Annotated in this window: 10 protein-coding genes and 1 pseudogene; 6 read left to right on the plus strand and 5 right to left on the minus strand. The window is 67.5% G+C overall.

What is annotated here, in order from left to right; all coding sequences use genetic code 11:
- The coding region (locus tag B3547_RS10205; protein WP_292962716.1) for an NAD(P)H-dependent flavin oxidoreductase at positions 1–651 on the minus strand (651 nt) is incomplete at its 3' end.
- 90 nt (positions 652–741) lie between these two features.
- Between B3547_RS10205 and B3547_RS10210 the strand changes: the two genes are divergently transcribed.
- Positions 742–1065: a hypothetical protein gene (locus B3547_RS10210; protein WP_292962719.1), complete on the plus strand. Its 324-nt coding sequence runs from the start codon at positions 742–744 to the stop codon at positions 1063–1065.
- 82 nt (positions 1066–1147) lie between these two features.
- On the opposite strand, the gene B3547_RS10215 is transcribed toward B3547_RS10210, so the two are convergent.
- The 3 genes from B3547_RS10215 to B3547_RS10225 form a co-directional block, all read right to left on the minus strand.
- Entirely contained in the window at positions 1148–1492 is a 345-nt protein-coding gene (locus B3547_RS10215; RefSeq protein ID WP_292962722.1) for a hypothetical protein, read from the minus strand.
- 196 nt (positions 1493–1688) lie between these two features.
- Positions 1689–3575 carry a potassium transporter Kup gene (locus B3547_RS10220; RefSeq protein ID WP_292962725.1) on the minus strand — a complete coding sequence of 629 codons (1887 nt, stop codon included), beginning with the start codon at positions 3573–3575 and terminating at the stop codon, positions 1689–1691.
- 74 nt (positions 3576–3649) lie between these two features.
- Positions 3650–5002 carry an ATP-binding protein gene (locus tag B3547_RS10225; protein WP_292962728.1) on the minus strand — a complete coding sequence of 451 codons (1353 nt, stop codon included), beginning with the start codon at positions 5000–5002 and terminating at the stop codon, positions 3650–3652.
- A 95-nt stretch (positions 5003–5097) separates the two neighbouring features.
- Here B3547_RS10225 and B3547_RS10230 point away from each other — a divergent pair, with 95 nt between their 5' ends.
- Positions 5098–6672 carry an ATP-binding protein gene (locus tag B3547_RS10230; RefSeq protein ID WP_292962731.1) on the plus strand — a complete coding sequence of 525 codons (1575 nt, stop codon included), beginning with the start codon at positions 5098–5100 and terminating at the stop codon, positions 6670–6672.
- On the plus strand, positions 6669–7355 hold the full coding sequence (locus tag B3547_RS10235) for a response regulator (protein ID WP_292962734.1): 687 nt from the start codon (positions 6669–6671) through the stop codon (positions 7353–7355). The genes B3547_RS10230 and B3547_RS10235 overlap by 4 nt, the downstream gene beginning before the upstream one ends.
- 32 nt (positions 7356–7387) lie before the next feature.
- Here B3547_RS10235 and B3547_RS10240 read toward each other — a convergent pair whose 3' ends face one another.
- On the minus strand, positions 7388–7771 hold the full coding sequence (locus tag B3547_RS10240) for a hypothetical protein (protein ID WP_124808220.1): 384 nt from the start codon (positions 7769–7771) through the stop codon (positions 7388–7390).
- Positions 7772–7951: 180 nt separating this feature from the next.
- On the opposite strand from B3547_RS10240, the gene B3547_RS10245 reads away from it, so the two are divergent.
- From B3547_RS10245 to B3547_RS10255, 3 genes and pseudogenes are all read left to right on the plus strand, one after another.
- The gene (locus tag B3547_RS10245) at positions 7952–8362 is read left to right on the plus strand and encodes a protocatechuate 4,5-dioxygenase subunit alpha (protein WP_292962736.1); all 411 of its coding nucleotides are present in this window, start codon (positions 7952–7954) and stop codon (positions 8360–8362) included.
- Positions 8362–9204: a class III extradiol dioxygenase family protein gene (locus B3547_RS10250; protein WP_124808222.1), complete on the plus strand. Its 843-nt coding sequence runs from the start codon at positions 8362–8364 to the stop codon at positions 9202–9204. The genes B3547_RS10245 and B3547_RS10250 overlap by 1 nt, the downstream gene beginning before the upstream one ends.
- Positions 9205–9916: 712 nt before the next feature.
- A pseudogene (locus B3547_RS10255) lies at positions 9917–11652 on the plus strand (excinuclease ABC subunit A); the annotation flags it as partial.

Consider the following 11652-nt stretch of genomic DNA (forward strand, 5'->3'; position numbering starts at 1 on the left):
GCCGCCCGCCGCGATTACCGGCAGGCCCGCGCGCCGTGCCAGCAGGCGGGTCAGCGCCAGCGTGCCCAGTTGCTCGTCCGGCGCGTCGGGATCGAACATGCCGCGATGCCCGCCGGCCTCGAACCCCTGCGCCACCACCGCATCGATGCCCGCCACGCGCGCCGCATCCGCTTCGGCCAGCGAGGTGGCGCTGGCCAGCAGCAGGCATCCGGCCTGTTTCAGCGCGGCGATGCGGTCCGCTCCGGGCAGGCCGAAGTGGAAGCTGACCACGGCGGGGCGTGCCTCCACCAACGCGGCCAGCATGGCGTCGTCCTCGGCGAAGCTGCGGTAAATCTCGCGCAGCGCGGTCGGCGATTCCGCGCCGAATTCACGGAACAGTGGTGCCAGCCCGGCGCACCACGCCGCCTCGTGCGCGCGATCGGCCGCGGCCGGCGCGTGGACGAAGACATTGACGTTGAACGGGCGGTCGGTGCGGGCCTTCAGGTCCGCGATCATCGCCCGCGCGCCGTCCGCGTCGGTCGCGCCGACGGCGATCGAGCCGAGGCCTCCGGCGGCATTGACCGCCGCCGCCATCGCCGGGGTGGAGACGCCCGCCATCGGTGCCTGGATGATGGGATGGGCCAAGCCCAACTGCGCGACGAGTCCGGTCATGGACGGGAGCTTAGGCTATCGCTTGGTGGCGCGCCATATTCTGGTCACGCTGCTGGTCTATGCCAGATCGTCGTCGCTGAAAGGGTGCCCATGCCGGCCATCGATGCGCCGCCCGTGCAGATCGAGCGCACCGCGAGCACGCGGGAGAACGTCTTCGATCTTGCCACCGTGAAGCCGGCGGAGCCAGGTGGTTCGTGCCGCCCCGGCCGCAATGGCGAGATCGTGGTGTGCGCCGCGAACGATCGCGAAAAGTATCGGGTGCGGCCGCTGCCCGACACGTTCAGCGAAGACCAGCCCCCCGTTGCCGAGAAGGAGATCGCGCCGGGCGTGAAAGTGGACGTGCATACCGACGGTCAGCAGATCGGCGGCGTGCCCAGCAACCGCGTGATGGCCGGCGTGCGGATCGCATTCTGAGACGGCCGCAAAATAAGGCCCGGTGCGGGGGAGCACCGGGCCTTCCAGGGTCAGGCGTGCGCTGTTGTCCAGCGTCGGGGGGTCAGAGTTTGCAGCCCATCGCGGAATAGGTTGCTTTGGCCTGTTCCGAAGCGGCCTTGCACGATTGCGCGAGGGCGGCCTTGTCCTGGATGGAAGCCCACGAGGCTTTCGACTGCTGGATCGCCTGCTCCATCGCCGCGCGCTGGCTTTCCGGCACCTTGTCCTTGATGCAGGCCATGACCTTGTTGAGATAGTCATCGCATTCGGCAACGCCGGTCATGCCGTCAGCGGGCTTGCTCGCGGCTGCGCTCTCGCCGGCAGCACTGGAAGCCGTTGCTTCCTCCTTGGCTTCGGAGCAGCCCGCCAGCAGAACGACGCCAGCAAGAACGACAACTATTTTCTTCATGCAACGATCCCCGGTTCCCGTGATTGACCCTGATTCTATGGGGCGGGTCCGGGGGCATCAATCGGGCGATTGGCCGGGAACGGATGTATGCCGATTACATCCGGATCGTCGGTTTGGGGATACCGGAATACCGCCGTTTCGACGCACGACCACGCGGTTTGCGTGACACGTTTTTACATGGCGGCAGGCGCGTGCGTCAGATTTCGAGCTGGCTGCCCAATTCGATCACGCGGTTCGATGGCAGGCGGAAGAACTGCATCGCGCTTTCGGCGTTGCGCACCATCCATGCGAACAGCTTTTCGCGCCAGATCGCCATGCCGGGGCGCGATGACGGGATCAGCGTCTGCCGGGCCAGGAACCAGCTTGTCTCCATCGGTTTGAATGGACCACCAGCGCGATCCTCGACGGCGAGTTCCGCCGGCAGGTCGGCTTCGTCCATGAAGCCGATATGCACGATCATGCGGTAGAATCCGTGGCCCAGGTCTTCCAGTTCGCGGCGCTTTTCCGCGGGGACATGCGGCACGCCCTCGGTCACGACGGTCAGGATCACCACGCGTTCGTGCAGGATGTGGTTGTGTTTGAGATTGTGCAGCAGCGCGGGCGGAATGCCATCGGCGGTGGAGGCAAGGAAGACCGAGGTGCCGGACACGCGCTTCACTTTCGCCACGACCGAGCCAACGAACAGGTCGAACGGCATGGTGTCCTCGGCCAGCCGGTCGCGCACGATGCGCCGTCCGGTGGCCCAGGTGGACAGCAGCGTGAAGGTGATCGCCGCGACCAGCAGCGGGAACCAGCCGCCATCGGGAATCTTGGTGACGTTGGAGGCGAAATAGGCGCCATCGACGATCAGGAACGCGCCGGTGACCAGCGTGGCCATGGCCGGGTGCCATTTCCATACCGCGAACGTCAGCACGCCCAGCATGCAGGCGGTGATGAACATGGTGCCCGTCACCGCGATGCCATAGGCGGAGGCAAGGTTGCTCGATGTGCGGAAGCCCAGCACCAGCAGGATGACCAGCGCCAGCAGCAGCCAGTTGACCAGCGGTACGTAGATCTGCCCGGCCGCGCTCGCACTGGTATGGCGGATGCGGATGCGCGGCAGGAAACCCAGTTGCACCGCCTGTTGCGAGATCGAGAACGCGCCCGAAATCACGGCCTGGCTGGCGATGATCGTGGCCAGCGTGGCCAGGATCACCAGCGGCAGCCGCGCCCAGTCCGGCGCCATAAGGAAGAACGGGTTTTCCACCATGGCCGGGTTCTTGAGCAGCAGTGCCGACTGGCCGAGGTAGTTTATGAGCAGGCAGGGGAAGGCCACCCACAGCCACGCCACCATGATCGCCTTGCGGCCGAAGTGGCCCATGTCGGCATAGAGCGCTTCGGCCCCCGTCACGGCCAGCACCACCGAGCCGAGCGCGAGGAACGCGAGCGCCGGATCGATCAGGAAGAAGCGCAGCGCATGGATCGGGTTGACCGCGCCCAGCACTTCGGGCGCCTGCGCGATGTTGGCCACGCCCAGCACCGCCAGCACGGCGAAATAGACCAGCATCACCGGGCCGAACAGGCGGGCGACCACCGCCGTCCCGCGCGACTGGATGGCGAACAGCACGATCAGGATCGCGATCGAGATCGGCAGCACCAGTTCGGCGAAGGCTTCGTGGACCACGGTCAGCCCTTCGACGGCGGACAGCACCGAAACCGCCGGCGTGATGATCGCATCGCCGTAGAACAGTGCCGTGGCGATCAGGCCCAGCACCGTCATCCCCACGCTCCAGCGCCCGGCTTCCATGCGGCGGCCGATCAGCGCCAGCAGCGCCAGGCTGCCGCCTTCGCCCTTGTTGTCGGCCTTCAGGATCACGAACACGTACTTGATCGTGACGATCAGCATCATCGTCCAGAAGATCAGCGACAGCACGCCGAAGATGTGCGCCCGGTCCACGGCCAGCGGATGGTGCCCGATGAAGCTTTCCTTCAGCGCATAGAGCGGCGAGGTGCCGATGTCGCCGAACACCACGCCGATGGCGCCCANNGCCAGCCCCTCGTTGGGATGCGCGCCGTGTTGCGAAGAATTTCCGGATTCGTCCATGGGTCGGCCCGTTAGTCGCGTCGATGCAGGCATACCACGGACTTTACGGGTTCTTTATGGCGATCCGCGCGGCGCTATGCGGTCGGCACATCGACGCAGGCGATCAGCCCCGGCCCGCCGTTGCGGAACGAAAGTCGACCGCCGAAGCGCTGAAGCAGGCGGTGCGCGGTGGGAATGCCCAGACCGAAGCCGGCGGTGTTGCGCGCACGGGAACTGTCGAGACGGAAAAAGGGATCGAGCACGGCATCGAAGCAGTCTTCCGGAATACCGGGGCCGTCGTCGGCGATCTCGATCCGCCAGCGACTGTCCTGCCCGCTGATCGTGACCCGCGCGCGCTCGCCATATTGCAGCGCGTTTTCCACCAGCGGGGTCAGCGCCAGCAGCAGCGGTTCGCGATAGGTGCGGGCGAGCGCCACGGGCGGCGCTTCCAGGTGGGTTTCGCCCGGCAGCGACGCCAGCAGATCGCGCACCATGGCGACAAGATCGACCTCCGCCGCGTCCGCCGTCATGTGCTGCGCGCGCAGGAACGACTGGAGCGACATCAGCATCGCCTCCATCTCCTCCGTGCTGGAGCTGACGATGCGCGAGATGTCGCTGTCGTCCACGAAATCGGACGCGATCTTCAGCCGGCTGAGCGGGGTGCGCAGATCGTGGCTGATCGCCTCGAACGACTTGGCCTGATCGGTTTCCAGCCCCGATATGCGGGCCTGCATGTCGTTGAGCGAGCGGGCCAGATCGCGCAGTTCCGCCGGTCCGCTTTCTCGCAGCGCAGCGGGCTGGCCATGGGCCATGGCGTCCGCCGCGCGCGCCAGTTGCGCCAGCGGCCGCATCAACGCGCGCAAGGCATAGAGCCCGGCCCCCACGCAGAGCACGGTGGCGAGCAGGGTCATGATCGTGGCCCGCAGCGCCACCGCCCAGCCCGAAGCGACATCGGGCGATCGGAAATTGAGCCAGGCGCCGTCGCCCAGCCGCATCGATCCCACCAGATCGCGCTGCCCGCGCGGCCCCTTCACCACATCGAGTAGCAGGGTGCGTCCGGCCAGCGCCGGCTCCCACGCCAGCACCAGCCGGCGGATGTCCACCGCCGCGCGCGCTTCGCCCTGGCGCCGGACGGCGGGTGAGGAGGCGACGCCCGCCTGCAGGTGGCTGGTCGACATGATCGTGGCCGGCGCATCGCGATCGATCGCGTGCAGCCGTTCGCTGACCACCAGCAGCTCCGCCACGCGGCGGGCGTGGTCCTCGCGGATCGTTTCGCGGTCGATCGTTTCGTAGAAGGCGAGGCTGGCCACGGCCTGGACTGCGGCGATGCCCAGTAGCAGGACCATGGCATAGCCGACCAGCCGGTGCGACCGCAGCCGGATCATTGCCTTGCCGAAGAGCGTGCTCGCTATGATCGCCTCTCCCGCCCGGTCATGCGCGCCGGGCATGGCCAACCGCTGTCATCATGCGCCGGCCAAGTCAATTGCGGCGTGGGGCCGTTCGCGCACTCGACAAGCGCTCCGAAGCCGCGCATCCAGCGCGGGTGAGCGACCTGTCCATCCCCGAAAGCCACGACCCCCACCGGCGCGAGGGGCGCTGGGGCAGCGGTACCGGCTATCTCGTGTCCTTCGCGCTGGTGGCGCTGGTTACGTTGATCGGCGGCGTGCTGTTCGCGCGGGGGAACAGCACGGACATCGGGCTGCTCTATCTGATTCCGGTGATGTACGCGGGCACGCGGCACGGGCTGGCGACGGGCGTGGTCGTGGGCCTCGCCTCCTCGCTGGCGTACAACTTCTTCTTCATCCCGCCCACGCACACGCTGTCGGTCGATAATCCCGAGCATTTCATCACGCTGCTGATCCTGCTGGGAGTGGCGGTGGTCGGCAGCCAGCTTGCCGCGCAAGTGCGGGAGCAGGCGATGCTGGCGGAAGCGCGGGCCGATCGCAACGCCGCGCTGGCCGGCTTCGCGCGCCGGCTCACCGGGCTCAGCCGGCGCGACGATGTGTGGAGCGTGGTGGCGGAGGAGGTGGCGCGCCTGTTTGATGTGCGGACGATCGTGCTGGTGCGCGCTCCGGTCGAGGCGGGCGACCATGGCCTGGTTCTGTGCGCCTCATCGCCGCCGCAGCACCGCATCGAACTGATCGAGATGGCGGCGGCGCAGTGGTGCTTTGACAACGCCGTGCCCGCCGGTCCCGGCTCCGAAACCCTGACCGCGTCCGAATGGCTGTTCCATCCCGTGATCGGCCCGGCCGGGGCGGTGGCCGTGATGGGCGTGGGCCGCGCCGACGCGGGGGAGCCGCTGCACCCCGGCCAGGCGCTGTTGCTGCGCAGCCTGCTCGACCAGTGCGGGTTGGCGCTGTCGCGCATCGTGGCGGAGGAGGAGGCGCGCGCGCTGGGCGAGGTGCAGGAGCGCGATCGGTTGCGCGCGGCGCTGCTCTCGTCGGTCAGCCACGATCTGCGTACCCCGCTGACCACCGTGCTGGCCACCCTGCGCGCGATGCGCGCGGCGGTGCCCGAACAGGAAGCGCAGCTTGCCGCCGCGCGGACCGAGGCGGAGCGGTTGAATCGCTTTGTTGCCAATCTGCTCGACATGGTGCGGATCGAGACCGGCGCGCTGGACCGGATGGTGCAGCTGGTCGATCTGGCCGAGGCCGCCGGCAGCGCGATCGAGGACTTGCGGCCGGTGCTGGGCGCGCGCCGGATCGCGGTGGCCATGCCCGATGACCTACCGCTGGCGCTGCTCGATCCGCAGCTTTTCCATCACTGCCTCATCAATCTGATCGATAACGCGGCCAAGCATGGCGGGCCGGGCGGCACGATCACCGTGGCGGCGGAGACGGCGGCGGATGGCGGCCTTGTCCTTTCCGTGCAGGATAGCGGCCCCGGCCTGCCGCCGGGCGAGGAGCAGCGCGTGTTCGCCATGTTCACGCGGCTGGAAGGGTCTGATCGCACCGGCGGATCGGGGCTGGGGCTGGCGATCGTGAAAGGCTTTGCCGAAGCGATGGGGCTGACGGTGCGCGCGGGCAACCGTGCCGACGGGCAGGGCGCGCGCTTCGCCGTGCATATGCCCCCGCATCTCGTGCGCGCGCCCGGGGCGCCGGAGGAGGAGATGGCATGACCGATCCCGTCCCGCTGCTGGTCGTGGAGGACGATGCCCCGATCCGCGCGCTGCTCGTCTCGGCTCTGGCCGCGGCCGGTTACCAGCCGTTCGAGGCCGCAACCGCGCGCGAGGCGCTGGCCGCGCTGGCCGAGGTCGGGCCGCAGGCGGTTCTGCTCGATCTGGGCCTGCCGGATCGCGACGGGCTGGAACTGGTGCCGCTGTTGCGCGGTGCGGGGGCGGCGGTGGTGATACTCTCCGCGCGCGATGCCACGGCGGAGAAGGTGGCGGCGCTCGATCTGGGCGCGGACGATTACGTGACCAAGCCGTTCGATCTCGACGAGGTGCTGGCCCGCCTGCGTACCGCGCTGCGTCATCGCGCCGCGCCCGGCGCGGTCACCGGCAACGTGCGCGCGGGCGGGGTGGAGATCGACCTGCTGGCGCGGATCGTGCGCCGGGACGGCCACGAAGTGCACCTTGCCCCGCGCGAATATGCGATGCTCGCCGAACTGGCAGCCCATGCCGGCAAGGTGGTGACGCACGCGCATCTGCTGCGCACGGTCTGGGGGCCGGGGCATGAGGAAGATGTGGAATACCTGCGCGTGGCCGCGCGGGGCATCCGTCGCAAGCTGGAGGACGGCGCATCGGGCGCGCCTTCGCTCATCCGCAATGAACCGGGCGTGGGCTACCGGCTGGTCGTCTGACCGGCGTTCGCGCGTTAGTCCTCGGGCGCGCGTCAGTCCTCGGGCAGCGGTTCTTCCGGCAAGGTCCGGGGCTGCGGGGGGATCGCGCCGATGATTTCGGCGATCTCGATCACGGCGGACACGGCAATCGCTTCCTCGCGGCTCAGGCCGTCGAAATCGGGCAGGAACGCGCGGCAAGCGGTGAGCAGCGCGCCCTGCGCGTCTTCCAGTTCCAGCCGGTATTCCGCCAGCGTCGTGCAGCCGTCGATATCGGACCAGCGTAGCCCGCTGGGCGCCGGGCGTTCGTGATAGGCCCACAGCGCATCGATGGCGCGGTCCATCGCGCCGCGCACCTGATCGGCCACCGCATCGCCCGAGGCGCGGGCTTTCAGCTTCTGTCGGTAGCGCCGCTGGCGCTCGGCGTTGGTCATGGCCATGCGCGCAGAGTAACCACGCGCGGCGCGTTTGCGCAAGGATGTTACGTAACTTTGTTCGCGCTTCGGTTTCGCCGGGCCGGTTTCATGGGATTGATATGAGTCAAAGCAATTCGGCCTTGTCGCCTTAGGGTCCGAATCTGTCGGGAAGGTAGCAACACCCAGATCCGGGAGAGCAGGACAATGACCATGGCGAGTGCGGAAGTGCGGCGGCGGCCGCCCATCCCCGGCACCACCCTTTTCGATGGCGGCATGGCGCGGCGCGGCTTCGCGCTGAACGCAATGTGCTATTCGTTCAACGACGCCGCCAACCGCGAGGCGTTCCGCGCCGACGAGGACGGCTATTGCCGCAAGTTCGCGCTGACGCCCGAACAGCGCAAGGCGGTGGCGGACCGCGATGTGCTGGCGATGATCGAAGCCGGCGGCAACGTCTATTATCTGGCCAAGCTGGCCGGCATCTTCGGCCTCAACGTGCAGGATCTCGGCTCGCTCCAGACCGGCATGAGCCTGGACGATTTCAAGGCGCACCTTGTGTCGCAACGCGCCAAGATCGCGTCCGACATGGTCGTTTCCACCGGTAGGGAGAACGCGTGATGGCGGACATCGTCGGCGGCTATTTCACCAGCCACGTGCCGGGCATCGGCGGCGCGATCGTGCGCGGAGACCAGCAGCAGCCCTACTGGAAACCGTTTTTCGATGGCTACCCCCCGATCCGCGCCTGGCTTGCCGAAGCCCAGCCGGACGTGGCCGTGGTGTTCTACAACGATCACGGGCTGAACTTCTTCCTCGACAAGATGCCCACGTTCGCGGTCGGCGCGGCGGCGTCCTACGACAACGCCGACGAAGGCTGGGGCCTGCCGGTGTACAAGAGCTTCACCGGTCACCCCGAGCTGAGCTGGCACATCATCGAGGAACTCGTTGCGTCCGAGTTCGACATCACCACTTGCCAGAAGATGCTGGTCGACCATGCGTTGTCGATCCCCTTCGAGCTGGTCTATCCCGATGCGCCGGCCTGGCCGATCCGGCTGGTGCCGATCGCCATCAATACCGTGCAGTATCCGCTGCCGTCACCGAAACGCTGCCTGGCGCTGGGCCGCGCGGTGGCCAAGGCGCTGCGTTCGTGGACGGGTGCGGAGCGGGTGCTGGTGGTGGGCACGGGCGGCCTTTCGCACCAGCTCGACGGCCCGCGCGCCGGGTTCATGAACCCCGACTACGATCGCTTCTGCCTCGACCATCTCGCGGCCGATCCCGATGCGCTGACGCGCCATTCGGCCGAGGACGTGGCCGAACTGGCCGGGACGCAGGGGGTGGAGATTCTCAACTGGATCGCCGCGCGGGGTGCCCTGGGCGATGGCCCGCTGAGCGAGGTCACCCGGAACTACCACATCCCCATCAGCAATACCGCCGCCGCCAGCCTGGTGCTGGAGCCGGCCTGAGCCGCACGCCGGCTCGTCAGGGCCGCCGTCCGTTCGTCCGGGCATCGTCGTCACCTGTGCCACGCCGATGGCGATGTTCCGCCGCTGCTCCCTTCTCCTCGCGGGCGGGGGGCAGCGGTCCAGAGGTTGTCGCGCAGCGGGTGACGCGCCTCGGCGTCGGCGGCTGTGATGCCGCGCACACCCGGCCCGGCGAATCGGTGCGAAAAGAGCCTTCTGGCCTAGCGGTCCGATGGCACCTTGGTGCGATCGTTGCGCGTCTGGGTCATCGCGGAAGCAAAGCTCTCCGCGAAATGCCGCGTGAAATTGTCCTGGGCTTTCAACGAGATGGCCCGGGTGTGGTGGTTTGCCTGCTCTCCCCCACCAAACAGGTGGGTGGCTGGCGCCCTGCAATGGTGGTCTGTGTCCGTCACGGTCTTGCAGATCCCCGCCGATCCGCTTCAGTGCTGCGGCCGGCCTTGCTCGTTTCATGGTTTCTTATCCGTTACCGGCCGTAACATCCAAAATGAATTTCGAATTGTACCGACACGACACGGTTAGCACTTTCGTAAAGCGCTATGGCATGGGCCTGGTCCCCTGTCCGTGACAGCGGACACGCTCTGCTCATCAACCGTTTCCTTGGCCCCTTGCCCTTCCGCGATGCCCTTCCCAGATAGCGCGCTTCTCCCCAAGAGCCGTCTTGCGCTCTGTGAACAAATCTGGAACACGGGTGCCCATGTCGCTCAGCAAGATTTCCGTCCGTGGCGCCCGTGAACACAACCTCAAGGGTATCGATGTCGATCTCCCGCGGGACAGCCTGATCGTGATCACCGGGCTTTCCGGTTCGGGCAAATCCTCGCTCGCGTTCGATACGATCTATGCCGAAGGGCAGCGCCGCTACGTTGAATCGCTGTCGGCCTATGCCCGCCAGTTTCTCGAGATGATGCAGAAGCCGGATGTCGAGCACATCGACGGCCTCAGCCCCGCGATCTCGATCGAGCAGAAGACCACCAGCCGCAACCCGCGCTCGACCGTGGCGACGGTCACCGAGATCTACGACTACATGCGCCTGCTGTGGGCGCGCGTGGGCGTGCCCTATTCGCCGGCCACTGGCCTGCCGATCAGCGCGCAGACGGTCAGCCAGATGGTCGATCGCGTGATGGCCCTGCCCGAAGGCACGCGCGCCTATCTGCTGGCGCCGGTGGTGCGCGGCCGCAAGGGGGAGTACCGCAAGGAACTGCTGGAATGGCAGAAGGCGGGCTACACCCGTGTCCGCATCGACGGCGAGCTCTACGCGATCGAGGAAGCCCCCGCGCTCGACAAGAAGTACAAGCACGACATCGAGGTGGTGGTTGACCGCATCGCCGTGCGGGATGGCATCCAGACCCGGCTGGCCGACAGCTTCGAACAGGCGCTCAAGCTGGCCGAGGGGCTGGCCTATATCGACCTGGCGGATACGACGGTGGCGGAGGCGCTGGCTGCTTCTCCCCTCCCGCTTGCGGGAGGGGATGGGGGTGGGCCGGACCCGGATGCCGCGCCTGCGCAGCCCACCCCTAACCCCTCCCGCAAGCGGGAGGGGAATCTCAAGGGCGCGGGCCTGCCGCCCAACCGCATCGTGTTCAGCGAAAAGTTCGCCTGCCCGGTCAGCGGCTTCACCATCGAATCGATCGAGCCGCGCCTGTTCAGCTTCAACGCGCCGCAGGGCGCGTGCCCGGCCTGCGATGGCCTGGGCGAGAAGCTGCTGTTCGATCCGCAACTGGTCGTGCCCAACGAGGCGCTCAGTCTCAAGCAGGGCGCGGTCGTGCCCTGGGCCAAGTCCAACCCGCCGTCGCCCTATTACATGCAGGTGCTGTCCAGCCTGGCCGCGCATTTCGGGTTCAGCCTGGAAACGCCGTGGGAGAAGCTGCCGGGCGAGGTGCGGCTGGTGATCCTCTATGGCACCGGCGGCAAGGCCGTGCCGCTGACCTTCGTCGATGGCAAGAAGAGCTACACCGTCACCAAGGCGTTCGAAGGGGTGATCGGCAATCTCAACCGCCGCATGCTCCAGACCGAAAGCGCGTGGATGCGCGAGGAACTGGGCAAGTTCCAGACCGCGCAGCCGTGCGAGACCTGCGGCGGGGCGCGCCTCAAGCCCGAGGCGCTGGCGGTGAAGATCGCGAGCGAGGACATCTCGATGTCCACTCGCCGTTCGGTGGCCGACGCGCTGGCGTGGTTCTCCACGCTGGAGGAGAAACTGACCGACCAGCAGCGCCAGATCGCCAAGGCGATCCTCAAGGAAATCAACGAGCGGCTGGGCTTCCTCAACAACGTCGGCCTCGATTACCTCAATCTCGATCGCACGTCGGGCACGCTGTCGGGCGGGGAAAGCCAGCGCATCCGCTTGGCCAGCCAGATCGGTTCGGGCCTTTCGGGCGTGCTCTATGTGCTCGACGAACCCTCGATCGGGCTGCACCAGCGCGACAACGACCGCCT

The sequence above is a fragment of the Novosphingobium sp. UBA1939 genome, from assembly GCF_002336885.1.
GTDB lineage: Bacteria > Pseudomonadota > Alphaproteobacteria > Sphingomonadales > Sphingomonadaceae > Novosphingobium.